Genomic DNA, 20,073 nt, shown 5'->3' on the forward strand with positions numbered 1-20,073 from the left:
TCAAGCAAGCTGAATTATTATAAATATTTACTTAATGACCATTAATAACAAAAATATAGATAATCTTTTTTATATTTTTGTTACATCTCATCTTATTTTTTGGACTTTGATTCCAACTCTCACAAATCATAATTTGCCCTTAGACACAATTGAAGCTTTAGCTTGGGGAAGTAATTTAGATTGGGGTTTTAATAAGCATCCTCCTATGAGTGCTTTTTTTCCTGAAGTTTTTTTTGATATTTTTGGGTCACAGGATTGGGTTTATTATTTACTAAGCCAAATTTTTGTAATTATTTCATTTTATTATGTATTCAAACTTTCAAATGAAATACTTAAGAATAATTTTTTCGGTTTAATTTCAGTATTACTAATTGAAACAATTTATTTTTATAATTTTACTACACCTGAGTTTAACGTAAATGTATGCCAATTACCTTTTTGGTCATTAACAGCTTATTATTCATGGAAAATTTATAGTGGTAAAAATATTAAATTTTGGGATTGCTTTTTAATAGGTCTGTTTGGTGCTTTAGGATTTTTATCAAAATATTTGTTCATTTACTTATTAGTATCTATCGCACTTTTATTTATTTATTTAATTTTTAAGAAAGAAAGAAAATTTGATTTTAAATATTTAATAATAATAGAAGTATTTATAGTTGCTTTAGTTCCTCACTTAATTTGGTTAAATAATAATGAATTCATCACAGTTACTTATGGACTTGCAAGAACAGGTTTAGAGCAATCAAGTTTAATTGATCACATCAAATTTCCATTAATATTTTTAGGAAAACAAATTGGTATATTAATTCCATTTATAATTTTAACGTTGTTATTGGTTAAAAAAATTAAATTTAAAATAAATTTCAAAGATAAAAATTTATTATTTTTGTTAGCAATAAACATATTGCCAATTGCCCTGATGTTTTTAACTTCATTGATAACAGGTTCAAAAATTCGAACAATGTGGATGACACCATTTTATTTGTTCTTTGGAACACTAATTGTTTATTTATTTCAGTCTCAAATAAATTTAAAAAAATTAAAACCCTTTATGATTGGATTTTTATTCTTTTTCTTTTTATCACCTGTTCTTTATGCTTATGTTTCTGTTTCAAAAGACGACAAGAGAACAGATTATCCAGGTAAAGAAATTGCCATGAAAACTCAATATGCTTGGGATCAGCAATTTGACTCAACTATTAATGTAGTACTTGGTGATGAATGGAATGCAGGCAATTTATCTTATCATCTAAAATCTAGACCAGTTTGGGAAGGTATAGTTCAAAGAGAGAAACTTGATCAATTGAAAGATTATATGTGTCTTGATAGTATCTGTGTTGGATCAAGATAATCTATGAAATACGTCATTTTAGTACCTGTTTATAATGACCGCGAGTCTTTGAAGTTATTAATTGAAAATATTAATCATGAGATAAAAGATTTAAATTCTGAAATATCATTGGTGGTAATTAATGATGCTTCCTCACAGCAAATCATCGATGATTACCCAAACATTGAAAACTTTAACTCAATTGAAATCATTAACATGAAAGAAAACAGGGGTCATGCAAGATGTATTGCTTCTGGTTTGAAATATATCTATGAGAAAAAGGAATTTGATTATGTAATACCTATGGACGGCGATGGTGAGGATAGACCTGAGGAAATTAAAAACTTAATCGAATTATCAAAGGAAGCTGGAGACAGATCTATAGTTGGTGAAAGGGTTAAAAGATCAGAAAGTATGTTCTTTAAATTATGTTACCAATTTCATAAGTTTTTAACTTTAGCATTTACTGGGCAATCAATTAAATTTGGTAATTTTACTTGTCTTTCAAAAGCAACTATCAAAAAAATGTTAGATGAAAAATCTACTTGGAATAGTTTTTCAGGTTCATTAAAAAAAATAGAAAAAGATTTAATTTCTTCTCCATCAATCAGAGGAAAAAGATATTTTGGTCCATCTCAAATGAGTTTTTATAAATTATTAAAACATTCTCTTTCAATAATAAGTGTGTTTAGAAAAACAGTTTTAATTCGTTCAGCTTTATTTATTGTTTTTTATATTTTGTTAATCAAAAGTAATGCGTCAATTGTTACCTCATTACCTTTAGTTTTGTTATTAATAATGATTTATTCAATTTCCAGTTTAGCTTTAAGAGAAAATATTGAGGAATTAAATAATTCTTTAACAAACATACACGATATTGATAAAATAAAATAATTTATTTATAATTTTATTAATGAAAAACTTTTTTAGAAAAGTTGCATTCGGTTTAAAGCCTGATGAAAAAGAGCCATCAGATCCACTAGTTTGGGCTCAAAAACAAGTTGAAAAAATTCCTGAATTCAACTGGACTGGAAAACATATTTATTCCGAAAAGGAAATGAGAAAGTATTGGATCACCCAAAGAGTTGAGGAAAATACAACTTTAAGAAAAAAATATAAAAATGATCCAGAAGGACTTAGGCTAGCAGAACGTCAACTAAGATATGATACTGGAAAAGAATTTTGGCGAGCTAATGAAATTTGTATAAGACATTCTGAGGGGATAAGAAGCAATAACCCTGTACTTGCTAAACTTTGGTATTTTTGGGGCAATCATTTTACGATTAGTGATACTCAAACATTAGCTTCTTTTTCCACTGGAGCTTATCAAAGAGAATTTTTAAGAGCCAACATGGACAAAACATTTGAAACTATGGCTATCCAAGCTACCCTTGCATGGCCAATGATAATGCATTTAGATAATAAAGATAACATAGGACCAAAGTCAGAAAGTGGTCGACAGGAATGGAGAAGAAAAGAAAAGAAACCAGCAACTATAAATGAAAATCATGCTCGAGAGTTAATGGAGCTTCACACCATTTCTCCAGATGGGGGCTACACTCAAGAAGATGTTATAGAGTTAGCTAAAATAATGACTGGTTGGAGGCCAAAATGGACAAAGAAAAAAGATAATGGAAATGATGTTGGTTTCATATCTAAATATCACGAACCAGGAAAAAAAATTGTTCTAGGAAAAGAATATAAACGTGGGAGAAAAGGAATAGAGCTTGCAATTAAAGATTTAGTTAAACATCCCTCATGCAGAGAATTTATCGCTACAAAACTTTGTAGATATTTAATTACTGACAACCCGACACCTGAAATGATAGCACCTGTTGTTAAAGCATGGGAACAATCAGATGGATTTCTTCCTGAAGTACATAAAGCCGCAATTAAAGTTGCATTTGAATATAATGACAAATACAGAAAATTTCAAAATCCTGAAAACTGGTGGCTTACAACAATAAACATGTCAGGATCAACGTATTCTTATCCAACAAAAGAAAAAATGATTGACAGTCATAAATTAGGATTAAAACCATTTGGAGATATAAGGTGGCAAGGTTGGTTTTTAGAGGATTTAGGTTGTCATCCCTATAGACAAAAACAACCAAATGGATTCTCAGATTTTGAAAAGGACTGGATGTCAACTGAAATGATTATAAGAAGAATTATGTATGCTAAAAAAGCTTTCCATAAATATAATGTAAATGATCAGATAAGCGATGATATTCATGAAAAAATAGTTAGGAACAATTTTGATAACCCTGACAAAATATTAAAAATTTTATCTAAGGCAAAAACTAACGAGGAAAAACATATCTTGTTATTTAACTTACCAGAGGTATTAAAAGCATGAAAATATCAAGAAGAAATTTTTTAAAAGGTACTGCAACTACATTATTTTTAGCTGGATTTAATTTTCCAGTGTTAGCTTCAGGATCAAGAAAAAAAAATCTGGTAGTTATTATGTTGAGAGGTGGTATGGATGGATTGACTGCCGTACCAGTAATAGGTGATAAAAATTTTGAGAAGAGAAGAAAAAAAATTTTAATTGAAAATCCTATTAAACTGGACTCTGATTTTGCTCTTCATCCTAAATTAAATGCTTTTTATAATTGTTGGAAAGACAATACTGGCTCCATTGTTCATGCAACCAGTATTCCGTATACAGCTCGATCTCATTTTGAGGGCCAAAACTTAATGGAGTCAGGTGGAAAAGTGCCTTATCAAGAAAAAACTGGCTGGCTTGGAAGAGCAATGAAAATAGCAAATTATAAAGGAGATGGTTTAGCATTATCTTTGCCCATGCCATTGTTATTGAGGGGAGTTCCTAAAAACAATAATTACTATCCTTCGGATGATCGCCTACCTAGAGAAGATACACTTGAATTGTTAAAATCAATTTATGCAGATAATTCTGAAGAGGAACTATTGGATATGATGAATTTTATTAAAAAGAGAAAAAATGAAGAGATGATGGGAATGGGTTTTGGTAGTGGTAAAAGAAAGAATGGCAACCTATCAAAGCACGCCGCTGAGTATTTAAAAAAACCAGATGGTCCTAGAGTAGCTGTATTCGAAGTAAATGGATTTGATACTCATGCTGCACAAGGAGGAATTAATGGTACTCATACTAAATGCTTACTTGAAATGGATGAAATAATTGAAAATCTCAAAGTTAATTTAAAAGATTCTTATAAAGACACATTAATCCTAACAGTTACTGAGTTTGGAAGAACGATTGCTCAGAATGGAGGAAATGGAACAGAACATGGGTATGGTACAGCTTTGTTTATGGCTGGTGGATTATTAAAGAAAAGCCAAGTTTATTCTGATTGGCCTGGGTTAAAAAGAAATGAACTTTATCAAGGTAGAGATTTAAATGCCACTATTGATGCAAGGTCAGTTTATGCATCTGCTATGTCTACAGTATTTGATCTCGATTTTAATCGAATTGAAAAAGAAGTTTTCTTCGGAGACAAATTGCAAAACATGTCTGATAAGCTTTTTAAGGCTTAATCAAAAACTTATCCACAGCCTACAATTTGAATTGAAATAGTATTTTAGAAATTATAGCCTTCTCATTAATGAGAATAGAAGAAGAGCTTAAGCTAGATTACTCTGATGTCTTATTTAGACCTAAGAGAAGCACATTAAAAAGTCGGAAAGACGTTAATCTTCTTAGAACTTACAGATTTAAATATAGCAAAAACGAATGGTCAGGAATTCCTATTATGGCTGCCAACATGGATGGTGTTGGTGAACTAAGTATTGCCGAAAAATTAAATGATCATCAAATGATCACATGTTTAACAAAACAACATGATGTAAAAAAAATAAAACAAAACAAAAATATTAAAAAAATCTATCCAAACATTGCACTTAGCGTTGGTATTAAAAAAGAAGACTTTCAAAACTTAGATAAGGTTTTAAAGGAATTTAGTTTTTTTAAATTTATTTGTATTGATGTTGCTAATGGTTACTCAGAACATTTCACAAATTTCATCAAATCAGTAAGAGAAAAATATCCAACCAAAACTATTATTGCAGGAAATGTTGTAACTGCAGACATGACACAAGAATTAGTCTTAAGTGGTGCAGATATTGTAAAAGTTGGAATAGGTCCCGGAAGTGTTTGCACAACTAGAATTCAAACTGGAGTAGGGTATCCACAATTAAGTGCTGTTATTGAATGTGCTGATGCAGCTCATGGTCTTGGTGCACATGTAATTGCAGATGGAGGATGTACTTGTCCTGGCGATGTTGCAAAAGGTTTTGGTGGGGGTGCAGATTTTGTAATGTTAGGTGGAATGTTAGCAGGTCATGATGAAGGAAAAGGTAAAATAGTAAAAGTTAATGGCTCTAAATACATTGAATTTTATGGATCGAGTTCTGAAGTTGCTAATAAAAAACATTATGGTGGTTTAGCAGATTATAGAAGCAGTGAAGGAAGAAAAGTTAGGGTTAAATATAGAGGCAAAATAAACGATACTGTTTTAAATATTCTTGGTGGTGTTAGAAGTAGTTGTACATATGTAGGAGCACCATCATTAAAACAATTAAGTAAATGTACTACTTTTGTAAGAGTATCTAATCAATTTAATGATACTTTTGTTAAATAGAGTACATTTAAAAAAATGTAAAAAAATATTTTTAATAATTACTCTCTTATTATTTTCAAAGAATGTATATGCAGAAAAATTTTTTGGAAAACTAGAAACTCCTTTAAGTCCAAAAATAACAAAAAAAGGTCAAATAACTAGTGAGTTATCAAAAGATTTTGTTTTTGAAGGAGAATATTCTGAAAAATTTACTTTAGGTCATGGAGACTGTGGTAGCGATGGATCATATGATGATTGCACAAATGACAGATCACGTGTTGAAAGAAAAATACTTCATAAGAAAGGTAAAGAAATGTATTATTCCTTTTCTATCTATGTTCCAGAGAATTTTAGTGCAGCAGGAGGAAATTCTATAGCACAATCTAAAATTAAAAAATTAAGACCACCTGTTTGGCAGCTTAGATTTAAAGATGATTTTACAGTGTTAAAATTTGATGCTGGTCAAAAAAGTCAAAAGGGTTGTATTTTAGATAAGATTGAAAATCTAAAAGGTAAATGGACAAGTTTCGTAGTTTATGCAAACTATGGAAAGAAAGCTAATAAAGAATTTTCATATAAGGACAGAGAGTTTTTGGGAGGTTTATGGGTTGATGGAAAAAGAATTCTTCTTCCATGTGCCAATAAAATTCAATTACCTGAAAATAGATTAGTTCCAAAACAGGGTTTAAGCAGTTATTCAAAAAACGGTACAAACTTTAAATATGGAATATACAATTCCTATGTAAGTAGATGGCTTTATAGAGAAAGTATTGAAAATGGATTTAAACCTGATGTCACAGAATGGTTAGACGAAGGTGCAATAGGAAAAGGAACTGCTGTTAAATCATACTCAAAAGATCCATGGAGTATTGACTGGGGAATAGAATATCCAACTAAAATTTTATATTTTGATGCTATTTCTATATCTAAAAAAAGACCTGAAGGATTAGACGATGATTATACTTTTACAAATTGTAAGTTTTTTAGATATTTAATGCAAAAATGTTAATAATTGAAAAAATTAAGCTCTAATTGTTGGTAAACAATAAAAATCAGCAGTATCAATTTTAGAAGAATACTGCCTTCTCATGTTCCATTTTTTATGAACACCAGCACTTGCAACACTTAAAGTAGATCTTCCATACCGATGATTAGTATTATCAATTGATCTCATTAAACTATTTATTTTTTCATCTTTTTCAGAAGTGAATAAATTTGTTTTGTCACTTGCATTTGATAAACCTGTAAGCATCACACCTGCTTTTTGATAACGATAACCATTTTTAAATATGCTCTCAAGGATTGAAACTGCAGTTTTAACAGTTTCAATACTATTGTTTGTTGCAATGGGAAAATCAACCGTCTTTGCATTTGAATAATAACCAAAGTTTCTATGAAAAGGGCTGGTTCTTACAAATACAGTAATTGCTTTTGCAACTAAAGATTCTGATCTAATTTTTTCAGATGCATTTAAACAATAGTTTGCAACTGCTTCTTTTAATTCTTGAAAAGTTTCAATTCTTTTTCCAAATGATCTTGAAACAACGCAGCTCTTTCTTTTAGTAGTAGTTGTTTCTAAATCAATACAAGGAATTCCTCTAAGCTCCATTGCTGTTCTTGAACTTAAAACATTAGAACTTTTCTTAATCCATGTATTAGATTTATTTTTTAATTGTTTAGCATTATAAATTCCATGCTTTTGATAAAACTTAGTTAATTGTCTGCCAACACCCCAGACATCATTAATTTCAACTTTTTCTAAAATGGGATCTAAATTATCTATTCCAATTAAACTTGTAACACCTGATTGTTTTTTCTTTGCAATATGATTTGCAACTTTACTTAATGTTTTTGTTTTTGCGATCCCAATACTTGTTGGAATACCAGTCCATTGCAAAACAGTTTCTCTTATTTCTTTCCCAACTTTTTCTACATCCTGATCTTTAAAGTTTGATAAATCTAAAAACGCTTCATCAATTGAGTAAACTTCTATTTCTGAATTAAATCTTTTAAGAGTTCGCATCACTCTTCTAGATAAATCTCCATACAAAGAATAGTTTGATGAAAAAACATTTACATTATTTTTAACAATAATATCTTTTGCTTTAAAATAAGGTTCTCCCATTTTAATTCCTAAAGCTTTTGCTTCGTTAGATCTTGAAATGATACAGCCGTCATTATTAGATAAAACGACAACAGGTTTTTTTCTTATTTTAGGATTGAATAATCTTTCACAAGAAACATAAAAAGAATTACAATCAACGAGTGCTATTTTCTTAGTATACTGAGTGGATGACATAAGTAACTACTCCCCAAATAAAAACATCTTGTTCTTCATTAATTAAAATTCTGTCAGAAAACTCTTTAGAACCAGAGGTTAAAAATTTCTTATCTCTTTCTTGAACTAAAGTTTTAACTACAAGTTCATCATGAACATTTGCAATCACAGTTGAAAAATTTTTCGGTTTTAAACTTTTATCAACGACCAATAAATCTCCATCATTAATGCCAACATCAACCATAGATTTACCTTGAACTCTGATGATGAAAGTTGCTGGAACATTTCTTATTAAATGCATGTTCAGATCGATATCTTCTTCGATATAATCTGTTGCAGGAGAAGGAAAACCAGCGCCTGCCTTATGTAGATAATATGGGATTGTTAGTTTCATGTTCTTGTTTTGTTCTAATTTATAGACTATTTATTGAATACACTCAATAGGTTGTATTTTGAGTCTGTAACTGAATCAAAAGTGAATCAAAACGTGAACATCCAATCCAAATATTGTGGACTTGTGGATAACTTCAACCATAGATAGTTTAAGTTGGTTATTTAAATATATAAATTCTGAGTTTGATTATGAATGTTTTAGATTTTGTCATGGTTGGTTCTAATGATCATCAAAAATCAGGTGACTTTTACGATGCTGTTTTTGAACCTTTAAAATTAAAAAGAATTTTAAAAACAGAAAAGTATTTGGGTTATGCTCATTCAAGTGATCCAGATAAAGTTCAATTTTATGTAACGCATCCTGTAAATGGTGAGCCTGCAACTTTTGGAAATGGTTCACAAACTACTTTATTAGCTGATACTAAAGAAGCAGTGGATAAATTTTATGAAGTTGCAATTTCAAAAGGAGCAACAGATGAAGGTGGACCAGGGGTTAGAAAAGATGGAAATTACTATGCATACGTTCGTGATTTAGATGGAAATAAGATTGCAGCAAAAAGTATTTTAACTTAAATTAAGGAGATATATGAAACTAAGTTGTCATTGTGGATCTGTAGAAGCCGAAATTAATTCTACAGTTAATGAATTAGCAAAAATAGTTAGATGTAATTGTTCAATATGCAAAAGAAAAAATGCAACAATGGGCATGGTTAAAAATGAAGATTTCAAACTTACCAAAGGTGAGGATAAAATAAAACTTTATCAATACCATACTAAAGTTGCTAAGCATTATTTTTGCACTGATTGTGGAATTTATACTCATCACAATCCAAGAAGTGCACCAGCTATGACTGGATTTAATTTAGGTTGTGTCGATGAAGTTAAAGTTGAAGATATAAAAGAGATAGCTCAATTTGATGGTCTCAACCATCCCATGGACCAAGAAAAATAAAAATTTAATGCAATCTACTGCTGAGTGTTTTAAAAAAGTTAAAAGTGATTGTCTAAAATTTATTAAATCACAAGAAACTTCAAAAGAAAAATTTAGCAACAAAGATAAGATGCTAAAGTCTTTTCTAATTCCAGTATGTTTTTGGATTGCAAAAAAAGCAAATAATAAAAAACCTTACTTTGTTGGTTTGGCTGGAGGACAAGGTACTGGGAAAACAACTATAAGTTCAATTATAAAAATAATATTAGAAAAATATTTTAAATTAAAAGTATTTAAAATTTCTATTGATGATTTTTATAAAACTAGAAAAGAAAGATCTATTTTATCCAATAAAGTTCATCCTATGTTAATGACACGAGGAGTGCCTGGAACACATGATGTAAAAATTATGTTGGATTTCTTTAAAAAATCAAAAAACAAAAACTTTAAATCAATAAAGTTACCAAGTTTTAATAAGGCAGTAGATGACCGATCTCCTAAAAAAAGTTGGTACAATATTAAAGAGCAACCAGATGTAATTATATTTGAGGGCTGGTGTGTTGGTGCAAGAGCAGAAGTTAATAAGACATTGAAAAAATCAATTAATTCACTTGAAAGAACTAAAGATCAAAAACTTGTTTGGAGAAAATATGTAAATGAGCAATTAAAGACAAAATACAAAAAACTATATTCTCAGTTAAATTGTCTGATTTATTTAAAAGCAAAAAATTTTAGTTTGCTTCAGAAATGGAGACTTAAACAAGAGCATAAGTTGTGGTTAAATACCAAAAATAAATCTAGTCACAAAATAATGAGTAAGGGAGACGTTATTAATTTTATGCAAACTTACCAAAGAATTACACAGAACATGTTTAAATTTGCACCAAAATATTCTACAATTATCTTAAATTTAAATAGTAACCATCAAATTAAAACAATAAAATATAATAAATGAAAAAGTTTTTAATAATTATCTTTTGTGCATTAGTTTTTCCATTAAGTGCATTTTCAGCAACTTTAAAAGATGCACTTAAACAAACTTTTGATAATAATCTTGAGCTCCAAGCAGAGAGAAAAAATTTAGAAATTCAGCAAGAGGTAATCAATATGTCTAGAAGTGATTTGTTACCTAGCTTAACTCTTTCTAGTACAAAAAATTTTGAAGATACCAATAAACTTACAAATCAAAGTGGGGGAGATGCATCAATCACTGATACTGATGCTATGACTTCTTCAATTAAACTTGAACAAACATTACTTGATGGTAGTGGAAGAAAAACAGAATATGAAAAAAGTAAGTTAGGATTAAATTTAACAAAAGCAAAATTAGTTAAAAAAGAACAAGAAATATTCTTAAGAGCTATTGAAGCATACACAGGATTAATTTTAGCTTATGAAAAATTAAATATTAATGAAGAAAACGTAAACTTACTTCAAAGACAATTTGAATTAGATAATGCAAGACTAAGTAGAGGGCAAATTACAGCATCTGATTTAGCGCAATCCCAATCTTCTCTTGCAGGTGCACAAGCAAGATATATTGAAGCCCAAAATAATATAGTAACCAGTAAATTAAATTATGAAAATGTAATTGGAACAATTGCTGAAGAAGCAAAATTAAAAAAAATATATAACGCACAAGTTGCCATTCCAAAAAATTTAGGTGAAGCAAAAAAAATATCTTTAGAGAAAAGTCCAGAATTAATTATTGCTGAAATAGAATACGGACAATCAGAGCTAGATGTAAAAATTGCAAGATCAGATCTTTCACCAACAGCAAAAATTTCTTTAGAGAGAACTTATACTGATGATTTAAGTGCAACTTATGATGAAAGAGAAAAAGATGTCTTACAAGCAACAGTGTCTTGGCCTTTCCAATTTGGTGGAAAAAATAAATCTAATGTGAGTAAAAATCTTCAAGCTAAAGGCATGAAAAGATTGTTACTAGAGAATGCACAAAAAAATAATACACAATCTGTGACTTCATCTTGGTCAACTTTGCAATCTTCAAGAAGTTTTTTACAAGCTGTACAATCACAAGTTAAAGCTTCGGAAGTTGCAACTGAAGGAATTAGCTTTGAATATGAAAGTGGATCAGGAAGATCTACTTTTGATGTTCTTCAATCTAGATCAAACTTAATAAACGCAAAAATTAATCTTGCTGAAGCTGAAAGAAGCTACTTGTTAGCTCAATACAGAGTTTTAAAATCAGTAGGACTTTTAAATAGCGACTATTTAAATCTCAAGTAATTCAGTCTTTTTTTATCCATTAAAAACAAAGATCTTGCCAATGAGAACAAAATGTGTACATTTAATTCATGATTCGACTGTTAAAAAACGTAAAAAAAGAGGCAAAAAATGACGAAAAGTAACCTAAAAGTAGTTAAATCTACTAAAGATCAAGAAATGGATATTAAAGAAAAGAACAAAGCATTAGATGCTGCAATAGCTCAAATTACAGATAATTTTGGAAAAGGCTCTGTAATGAAGCTTGGCCAAAAGAGAGCTATGGATATTGAGTCTGTTTCAACAGGTTCTTTAAGTCTTGATTTAGCTTTAGGTATAGGCGGATTGCCAAAAGGAAGAATAATTGAAGTTTATGGACCAGAGTCATCTGGAAAAACAACATTAGCATTACAAGTTGTTGCTGAAGCTCAAAAAGCTGGTGGAATTTGTGCATTCGTTGATGCAGAGCATGCTCTAGATCCAGTTTATGCAAAAAAATTAGGTGTAAATACTGAAGAACTTTTGATCTCACAGCCAGATGCTGGTGAACAAGCATTAGAAATTGCTGATACGCTAGTAAAATCAGGCTCTATTTCAGTTATTGTAATCGACTCTGTTGCAGCTTTAACACCAAAAGCTGAGATCGAGGGAGAGATGGGAGATCATCATGTTGGTCTTCAATCAAGATTAATGAGTCAGGCTTTAAGAAAATTAACAAGTTCAATTTCAAATACAAACACAATGATGATTTTCATCAACCAAATAAGAATGAAAATTGGAGTTATGTTTGGAAGTCCAGAAACTACATCAGGTGGTAACGCACTTAAGTTTTATTCATCTGTTAGAATGGATATTAGAAGAATTGGTGCTATCAAAGATAAAGACGAAATTATTGGTAACTCTACAAGAGTGAAGGTAGTTAAAAATAAAGTAGCTCCACCATTTAAAGTAGTTGAATTTGATTTGATGTATGGAAGAGGAATTAGCAAGATGGGTGAATTGGTCGATCTTGGTTCCAAAGCAGATATTATTGAAAAATCAGGAGCTTGGTATGCTTATAAAGGAGAGAAGATTGGTCAAGGTAGAGAGAACGCCAAGACTTATCTAGCTCAAAATCCTAAAGTTGCTGCAGAAATAGAAATGGCAATTAGGGAAAAAGCTGGTGTTATTTCTAAAAAAATAGAAGGAAACCCGATAGATCCTGAAAAATTGGAAAAAGAAAAGAAAGTAGCTGAAAAAGAAGAAGCAAAAGCTGAAGCTACTCCTCCATCAAAAAAGAATTAATAGGTCATCTTTATTAATAAAAGGCGCTTAATATAAGCGCCTTTTTTCCTGTACTGCATCTAGACATAAAATAAAAAAGCTGTATTTTAAAAATATGGCAGACAAAACTCTCAATCAAATTAGAAATACTTTCCTTAAGTATTTTGAAAAGAACGATCACCAGATTGTGGAATCTAGTAATTTGGTTCCGAACAATGATCCAACATTGATGTTTGCGAACTCTGGAATGGTTCAGTTTAAGAACGTGTTCACAGGTTTAGAGAAAAGAGATTATGTAAGAGCAACTACTTCACAAAAATGTGTAAGAGCTGGTGGTAAACATAATGATTTAGAAAATGTAGGTTACACACCTCGACACCATACTTTCTTTGAGATGTTAGGAAACTTCTCGTTTGGAGATTATTTTAAAGAGCAAGCAATTGATTATGCTTGGAATTTAATCACTAAAGATTTTGGTATAGATAAAAATAGACTTTATGTAACCGTGTTCCATGAAGACGATGAGGCCTTCAATTTTTGGAAGAAAATAGCAGGTTTTAGCGATGATAGAATAATTAGAATAGCAACATCAGATAACTTTTGGTCAATGGGAGAAACAGGTCCATGCGGACCTTGTTCAGAAATCTTTTTTGATCATGGTGATCATTTACATGGTGGATTACCTGGTACCAAAGATGAAGATGGTGATAGGTTTATTGAAATTTGGAACTTGGTCTTTATGCAATTTGAACAAGTTACAAAAGATAAAAGAATAAATCTTCCAAAACCATCTGTTGATACTGGAATGGGTTTAGAAAGAATTGCTGCTTTGCTACAAGGTACTCATGATAATTATGAAACAGATCACTTTAAAAAAATAATTAATTCAGCTTCCGATATAATTAGAATTAAATCTGATAAATCTAATCTATCCAGCTTTAGAGTTATTGCTGATCATTTAAGAGCAAGTTCATTTTTAATTGCTGAAGGAGTATTGCCATCTAATGAAGGAAGAGGGTATGTGCTTCGAAGAATTATGAGAAGAGGGATGAGGCACTCTCATTTGTTAGGAGCAAAGGATCCAGTTTTTTCAAAATTGTTTGATACCTTGTTAAATGAAATGTCAGGAAATTATCCTGAACTAAAAAGAGCAGAGTCTTTAATCAAAGAAACTTTAAAGATGGAAGAAGAAAAATTTTTAGTTCTTTTAGATAGAGGAATTAAAATTTTAAATGATGAAATCTCTAAAATAGACAAAGTATTACCAGGTGACATTGCCTTTAAACTTTATGAAACCTATGGATTTCCAATTGATCTTACAGAAGATATTTTAAAATCAAAATCTTTAAAGTTTGATAAAGAAAGATTTGGTGAGCTGATGAGAGAAAGTATTGAGCTTGCAAGAAAAAATTGGAAAGGATCTGGAGATAGTGCAGTTGAGCAAGTTTGGTATGGAGTTAAAGAAAAACATGGAACTACAGAATTTTTAGGATACGAAAATGATCAAGCACAAGGAGTGATAAAATCACTTCTTAAAAATCATAAAGAGGTTGATACTTTAAATGCTGGTGATGAAGGTATTATTGTTGTTAACCAAACACCATTTTACGCTGAATCTGGAGGTCAAGTAGGAGATACAGGATTGATCTCTAAGGATGAATTTGAATTTGAAGTAACCGATGTTCAAAAAAAATTGGGAGATCTATTTGTACATTATGGAAAAGTGAAAAAAGGTTCAATAAAATTAGAGCAAGATGTTGAAATGAAAATCAATATTGAGAAAAGAAATGATACAAGAGCTTATCATTCAGCAACTCATTTATTACACGAGTCTTTGAGAAGAGTTTTAGGTCCACATGTTACTCAAAAAGGATCTCTAGTCGAGCCAGAAAGATTAAGATTTGATTTTAGCCATATGAAACCAATTTCAGATGATGAGATGGTAAAAATAGAAAGTCATGTAAATGATATGATTTCTAAACAATCTGATGTAACCACGAGAATTATGACACCTAAAGAGGCAGTTGATAATGGTGCTTTAGCATTATTTGGAGAAAAATATGGAGATGAAGTAAGAGTATTATCAATGGGAGATGAAGGAGAAAAATACTTTTCAACAGAGTTATGTGGTGGAACTCACGTGAAAAACACTGGTGATATTGGTAAATTTAAAATTATTAGCCAATCTTCAATTGCCGCAGGGGTTAGAAGAGTAGAAGCATTAAGAGATAAGCAGCTAGAGGACTACATAAAAAATAAAGAGAAAATGTTAAATTTATCATCTGAAAAAGATGATGAACAAATTAATGAGCTGAGCAAACAAATCTCAGATCTTGGTGGAAAACCTAATTTAGATGAAAGTGATAAAAAAGTTTTAATCAAAAATTTAAATAAACAATTGGAAACTTTATCAGTTAATTCAATTTTACAAGACCAATCCAAAAATAAAGTTAATGATCAAGATGTTAATGGGGTGAAAGTAAGGTTTCAAAACGTTCAAGATCTTCCACCTAAAGAATTAAGAAAACTTGTGGACAAAGGTAAAAAAGAATTGGGCGAAGGTATTGTAATTGTTTTTGCAAGCAAAGATGACAAAGTTGGTATAGCTGTAGGTGTTACAGAAAAACTAACTGAGAAATTTGATGCAGTACAATTTGTAAAAGCAGGTTCAGAAGTAATTGGAGGCAAAGGAGGTGGTGGAAGAAAAGACTTTGCTCAAGCTGGCGGTCAAGACCAATCTAAAATCAATGAGGCTTTTGAAAAAATAAAATCTTTAATTTAATTTCTTTTTAAGATTACCATCAATTTCATCTAAAAACTGATTAGTAGTTAAAAACTTACTGTTTGGTCCAACAAGAATTGCTAAATCTTTTGTCATAGAACCATTTTCAACACACTCAATACATACTGCTTCTAATGTTTGAGCAAATTTAATTAATTCTTGGTTGTTATCTAATTTTCCTCTATGAGCCAATCCTCTTGTCCATGCAAATATAGATGCTATAGGATTTGTGGATGTTTCTTTTCCTTGTTGGTGCATTCTATAGTGTCTTGTAACAGTTCCATGCGCAGCTTCAGCTTCCATTACTTTTCCATCAGGAGTTAATAGCGTACTCGTCATTAATCCTAATGATCCATAACCTTGAGCCATGGTATCAGATTGGACATCACCATCATAATTTTTACATGCCCAAATATATTTCCCACTCCATTTCATTGCACATGCGACCATGTCATCAATTAATCTATGTTCATAAGTTAATTTATGTTTTTCAAATTCTTCTTTGTATTCGTTGTCAAAAACTTCTTGGAAAATATCTTTAAATCTTCCATCGTACTGTTTTAAAATTGTATTTTTTGTAGACATGTATACAGGCCATTTTTTAATTAAGCCGTAGCTAAAGCATGATCTTGCAAAATCTTGAATAGATTTGTCTAAATTATACATTGATAGCGCTACACCTGGACCTGTAAAATTAAATACTTCATATTTAATTTCATCTTTTCCATCTTCCGATGTCCATTTAACTTCCATTTTACCTTTACCAGGTACTTTAAAATCAGTTGCTCTATATTGATCTCCAAAAGCATGTCTTCCAATAATTACAGGATCTGTCCATGAAGGAACTAACTTTGGAATATTTTTGCAAATTATAGGTTCTCTAAAAACTGTCCCACCAATAATGTTTCTGATTGTTCCATTTGGAGATCTCCACATTTTTTTTAAATCAAATTCCTCTACTCTTGCTTCATCAGGAGTGATAGTTGCACATTTAATTCCAACACCAATTTTTTTGATTGCATTTGCTGAGTCAATTGTGATCTGGTCATCAGTATTGTCTCTACTTTTCATTCCCAAATCGTAATATTCAATACCTAGATCGATATAAGGAAGGATTAATTTATTTTTAATAAACTCCCAAATAATTCGAGTCATTTCATCGCCATCTAACTCGACAACTCGGTTATTTACCTTGATTTTGCTCATTAAATTAAATTTATCTTATTAATTGAATTTGATTGGTTTATATACATATTAATCGAAAATTAGCAAATAGAAGAATATGTTTACCAAGATATTTCCAAAGATACACACAGAGGGTTACAAGTTTATTGTAATCGGAGGTTTCATAACAATCATCTTGCTATTAGTAAATGGATTTTTAGGATTAATCGGATTGTTATTAACTATATGGGTTTATTATTTCTTCAGAGACCCTGAAAGAATAATCATAGGAGATGATAATTATCTAGTAAGTCCAGCGGACGGAGAGGTAATTAAAGTTGAAGAGGTAGATGGACCAAAAGAATTAAATTTAGAAAACAAGAAATTTAAAAAGATTAGTATCTTCATGAATGTATTTGATTGTCATGTAAATAGAACACCTTGTTCGGGAAAAGTTGAAGATATTTTATACAAGCCAGGAAAGTTTTTAAATGCTTCATTCGATAAAGCGAGTGAAGACAATGAGAGAAATTATTATAAATTAAAAGACAATCATGGAAATGATATTGTCATAGTTCAAATAGCAGGTTTAGTCGCTAGAAGAATTGTGTGTGAGACTAATAAGGATCAAACATTAAACCAAGGTGATAGAATTGGAATGATAAGATTTGGAAGTAGAGCAGATGTGTATTATGAAAATTATGAACCATTGGTTAAAATTGGTCAAACTGCTATTTCAGGGGAAACTCTATTAGCTAAAAGATAGATATGCAACAACCCAAAAAAAATTTTAAAATAGTTCCTGAAAAGAGGAGTGCTAGAGTAATTTTACCTAACATGTTGACACTTATAGGTGTTTGTATTGGTCTTACTTCTATAAGATTTGCTTTAGATGGAAGATATGAGTTTGCAATTATTGCAATAATTATAGCAGCTGTAATTGATGGACTAGATGGAAGAATAGCAAGATTGATCAAAGGCACATCAAAAGTTGGAAAAGAATTAGATTCTTTGACTGATATGATAAGCTTTGGAGTTGCTCCTGCTTTTATAATGTATTTTTGGAAATTAAATGAACTTGGAAGATTTGGGTGGTTGGTTTGTTTGATATATGTAATTTGTGTTGCGTTAAGATTGGCTCGTTTCAATGTAAATACAGGCGGTGAACCATCTTGGAGAGATAATTTTTTTGAGGGAGTCCCATCTCCAGCAGGTGGAATTTTAGTTCTAACACCATTGATATTTAGTATGTCAAGTATTGAATTATTTAAAATAGATTATGCAATTATTGTGCCAATATTTTTTGTTGTCACTTCTTTTTTATTGATTAGTAAATTTCCTAGTTACTCATTTAAAAAAATTGTAATTCAAAGAAAAGCAACAATATTCTTATTATTCGGGATTGTTTTATTTTTTGGATTACTTTTAATTTATCCTTTTAATGTGATTTCTCTAAGTGCTTTAATATATTTATCTATGCTTCCAATAAGTTTTTTTCATTATCAAAAACTTAAAAAACAAAATGAAGATCAAAATTTTGATGATGAAGATGACGATCTTGAAGATGTGTTGTGATGAAAAAAAATACCATTGTTTCTTTAGCAGACACTAATTATTTCCCTTTGTTGGATGAATTAATTAACTCTATTAAACGTTTTGAAGAGAGTAAGGATACTGCAATATGTATTCTTGATGCTGGATTATCAGATGAGCAAAAGAATAAATTATCTTCTAAAGTAGATGAAATTAAATCTGCAGAGTGGGATATTAAAGTTCCCGAAAGTAAAATTAAGGGAAGAGAATGGTTAAAAAGCCAAGTTTCAAGAGCATTTCTACCAAAATATTTTCCTAATTATGAAAAATATCTTTGGATTGATTGTGATGCTTGGGTCAATGATTGGAAGACAATAGATTTATATTTTAAAGCGTGTGAAGATAGTAAATTAGGAATAACCCAAACTATTGGACCAGGTTACAAAATAACCTCTAAAGTTGATTGGGTTTTTGGAAAACTTGCAATAATAAAATCTCAAAATTTTAAGCATGCAATAAAATCTAAAATTAATTTAGAGAAAGCTAGAAAATTAGCTTTTGCTCCTCATATAAATATAGGTGTTTTTTCTTTAGAGAAAAATTCTAAATCTTGGGAGATTTGGCAAAATAACCTTAGAGAAACTTTAAAAGAAGGAGATATTTTTGGTTCTGAACAACTTGCTATGAACATTTCAGTTTATCACAATAATATTGAAACCGAATTTTTACCTTTAAATTGTAATTGGATTACAAGCAACCTTTTACCAAAATTTGATGAGGCAAATAATACATTTGTTGAACCTTATTTACCTAATTACAAAATTGGAATAATGCATCTCGCTGCTGGTATTTGGAAAGATAATCAAGACATGAGAGTTAATAAAGATATTAAAATTGAAATCAAAACTCTTGATGGCAAGATATTAAATAAAAGCTTAAGATTTGAAAATTAATTGAAAAAAAATAAAATTTCAAAAAATTGGGTCAACAAACAGCGAAGAGATACATACGTTAGACAATCAAAAGTTGATGGGTATAGAGCTAGATCTGCTTACAAACTTATAGAAATTGACGAAAAATTTAAAATTTTTAAAGGTGGATTGATTATTATTGATATTGGAGCTGCCCCTGGAAGCTGGTCGCAATATGCTGATAAAGTAACAAAGAATGGAAAATTAATTTCAATTGATTTAAAAAAGATGGAGCCAATTGGTTCTAGTCTTCAAATACAAGGTGATTTTACTGAAGAAGGAGTTCAGCAAGAGATAAAAAAAAACACAACCTCTAAAGTAGATGTTGTGATGTCAGACATGGCTGTAAATACTACAGGAATTAAAAACATTGATTCAATTCAAACAGGCGAACTATGTAAAGAAGCAATGGTATTTGCAAAAGATTTGTTAAATGAAAATGGTTATTTCATTTCTAAAATATTTATGGGTGGAACTTTCAACGAAATAGTCGCAGAGGGTAAAAAGTATTTTAAAGAAGTTAAGGTTTTTAAACCTAAATCGAGTAGAAAAGACTCTAAAGAAAGTTTTATAATTTGCAAAAAACTTAGATAGA

The 20,073-nt window shown here is 30.2% G+C and carries 19 protein-coding genes; 16 read left to right on the forward strand and 3 right to left on the reverse strand.

What is annotated here, in order from left to right; genetic code table 11:
* Positions 1–34: 34 nt before the first annotated feature.
* The 6 genes from ACTTBO_RS02810 (at position 35) to ACTTBO_RS02835 (ending at position 6,946) form a co-directional block, all read left to right on the forward strand.
* Complete coding sequence (locus tag ACTTBO_RS02810; RefSeq protein ID WP_440656312.1) at positions 35–1,354, forward strand: glycosyltransferase family 39 protein; 1,320 nt, start codon at positions 35–37, stop codon at positions 1,352–1,354.
* A 3-nt stretch (positions 1,355–1,357) separates the two neighbouring features.
* On the forward strand, positions 1,358–2,227 hold the full coding sequence (locus ACTTBO_RS02815; RefSeq protein ID WP_440656313.1) for a glycosyltransferase: 870 nt from the start codon (positions 1,358–1,360) through the stop codon (positions 2,225–2,227).
* A 19-nt stretch (positions 2,228–2,246) separates the two neighbouring features.
* Complete coding sequence (locus tag ACTTBO_RS02820; protein WP_440656314.1) at positions 2,247–3,692, forward strand: DUF1800 family protein; 1,446 nt, start codon at positions 2,247–2,249, stop codon at positions 3,690–3,692.
* The gene (locus tag ACTTBO_RS02825) at positions 3,689–4,855 is read left to right on the forward strand and encodes a DUF1501 domain-containing protein (RefSeq protein WP_440656315.1); all 1,167 of its coding nucleotides are present in this window, start codon (positions 3,689–3,691) and stop codon (positions 4,853–4,855) included. Before ACTTBO_RS02820 ends, ACTTBO_RS02825 begins: the two co-directional genes overlap by 4 nt.
* Before the next feature lie 68 nt (positions 4,856–4,923).
* Entirely contained in the window at positions 4,924–5,958 is a 1,035-nt protein-coding gene (locus ACTTBO_RS02830; protein ID WP_440613904.1) for a GMP reductase, read from the forward strand.
* Positions 5,939–6,946 carry a heparin lyase I family protein gene (locus ACTTBO_RS02835; protein ID WP_440656316.1) on the forward strand — a complete coding sequence of 336 codons (1,008 nt, stop codon included), beginning with the start codon at positions 5,939–5,941 and terminating at the stop codon, positions 6,944–6,946. Before ACTTBO_RS02830 ends, ACTTBO_RS02835 begins: the two co-directional genes overlap by 20 nt.
* Before the next feature lie 12 nt (positions 6,947–6,958).
* On the opposite strand, the gene ACTTBO_RS02840 is transcribed toward ACTTBO_RS02835, so the two are convergent.
* Entirely contained in the window at positions 6,959–8,236 is a 1,278-nt protein-coding gene (locus ACTTBO_RS02840) for a Y-family DNA polymerase (RefSeq protein ID WP_440618756.1), read from the reverse strand.
* Positions 8,214–8,609 carry a LexA family protein gene (locus ACTTBO_RS02845; protein WP_075506508.1) on the reverse strand — a complete coding sequence of 132 codons (396 nt, stop codon included), beginning with the start codon at positions 8,607–8,609 and terminating at the stop codon, positions 8,214–8,216. Before ACTTBO_RS02845 ends, ACTTBO_RS02840 begins: the two co-directional genes overlap by 23 nt.
* 188 nt (positions 8,610–8,797) lie before the next feature.
* On the opposite strand from ACTTBO_RS02845, the gene ACTTBO_RS02850 reads away from it, so the two are divergent.
* The 6 genes from ACTTBO_RS02850 to alaS all read left to right on the forward strand — a co-directional run bounded on the left by ACTTBO_RS02850 (position 8,798) and on the right by alaS (position 15,810).
* Entirely contained in the window at positions 8,798–9,181 is a 384-nt protein-coding gene (locus ACTTBO_RS02850) for a VOC family protein (protein WP_440656317.1), read from the forward strand.
* 13 nt (positions 9,182–9,194) lie between these two features.
* Positions 9,195–9,560, forward strand: a complete 366-nt coding sequence (locus tag ACTTBO_RS02855) for a GFA family protein (protein ID WP_440656318.1) — start codon at positions 9,195–9,197, stop codon at positions 9,558–9,560.
* Positions 9,526–10,494 (forward strand): uridine kinase, encoded by a 969-nt coding sequence (locus ACTTBO_RS02860; RefSeq protein ID WP_440656319.1) that lies wholly within the window; start codon positions 9,526–9,528, stop codon positions 10,492–10,494. The genes ACTTBO_RS02855 and ACTTBO_RS02860 overlap by 35 nt, the downstream gene beginning before the upstream one ends.
* Positions 10,491–11,789, forward strand: coding sequence for a TolC family protein (locus tag ACTTBO_RS02865; RefSeq protein WP_440656320.1), 1,299 nt, complete (start codon positions 10,491–10,493; stop codon positions 11,787–11,789). Before ACTTBO_RS02860 ends, ACTTBO_RS02865 begins: the two co-directional genes overlap by 4 nt.
* Positions 11,790–11,897: 108 nt before the next feature.
* On the forward strand, positions 11,898–13,049 hold the full coding sequence (recA, locus tag ACTTBO_RS02870; protein ID WP_440633868.1) for a recombinase RecA: 1,152 nt from the start codon (positions 11,898–11,900) through the stop codon (positions 13,047–13,049).
* Positions 13,050–13,143: 94 nt separating this feature from the next.
* The gene (alaS, locus tag ACTTBO_RS02875) at positions 13,144–15,810 is read left to right on the forward strand and encodes an alanine--tRNA ligase (protein ID WP_440656321.1); all 2,667 of its coding nucleotides are present in this window, start codon (positions 13,144–13,146) and stop codon (positions 15,808–15,810) included.
* Here the strand turns inward: alaS and ACTTBO_RS02880 are convergent.
* Complete coding sequence (locus tag ACTTBO_RS02880) at positions 15,802–17,016, reverse strand: NADP-dependent isocitrate dehydrogenase (protein ID WP_440656322.1); 1,215 nt, start codon at positions 17,014–17,016, stop codon at positions 15,802–15,804. The two genes, alaS and ACTTBO_RS02880, sit on opposite strands and share 9 nt — an antisense overlap.
* Before the next feature lie 76 nt (positions 17,017–17,092).
* Between ACTTBO_RS02880 and ACTTBO_RS02885 the strand changes: the two genes are divergently transcribed.
* Genes ACTTBO_RS02885 through ACTTBO_RS02900 form a run of 4 tightly spaced genes read left to right on the forward strand, consistent with a single transcriptional unit; the run spans position 17,093 to position 20,072 of the window.
* A complete protein-coding gene (locus ACTTBO_RS02885; protein WP_440656323.1) occupies positions 17,093–17,740 on the forward strand; it encodes a phosphatidylserine decarboxylase in 648 nt (215 codons plus the stop codon).
* Positions 17,741–17,742: 2 nt separating this feature from the next.
* Positions 17,743–18,549: a CDP-diacylglycerol--serine O-phosphatidyltransferase gene (gene pssA / locus ACTTBO_RS02890; RefSeq protein ID WP_440656324.1), complete on the forward strand. Its 807-nt coding sequence runs from the start codon at positions 17,743–17,745 to the stop codon at positions 18,547–18,549.
* Positions 18,549–19,460: a glycosyltransferase gene (locus ACTTBO_RS02895; RefSeq protein ID WP_440656325.1), complete on the forward strand. Its 912-nt coding sequence runs from the start codon at positions 18,549–18,551 to the stop codon at positions 19,458–19,460. The genes pssA and ACTTBO_RS02895 overlap by 1 nt, the downstream gene beginning before the upstream one ends.
* A complete protein-coding gene (locus ACTTBO_RS02900; protein WP_440656326.1) occupies positions 19,461–20,072 on the forward strand; it encodes an RlmE family RNA methyltransferase in 612 nt (203 codons plus the stop codon).
* Position 20,073 lies beyond the last annotated feature (1 nt).

Origin of the sequence: Candidatus Pelagibacter sp. HIMB1509, from assembly GCF_052047855.1 — a bacterium.
GTDB lineage: Bacteria > Pseudomonadota > Alphaproteobacteria > Pelagibacterales > Pelagibacteraceae > Pelagibacter.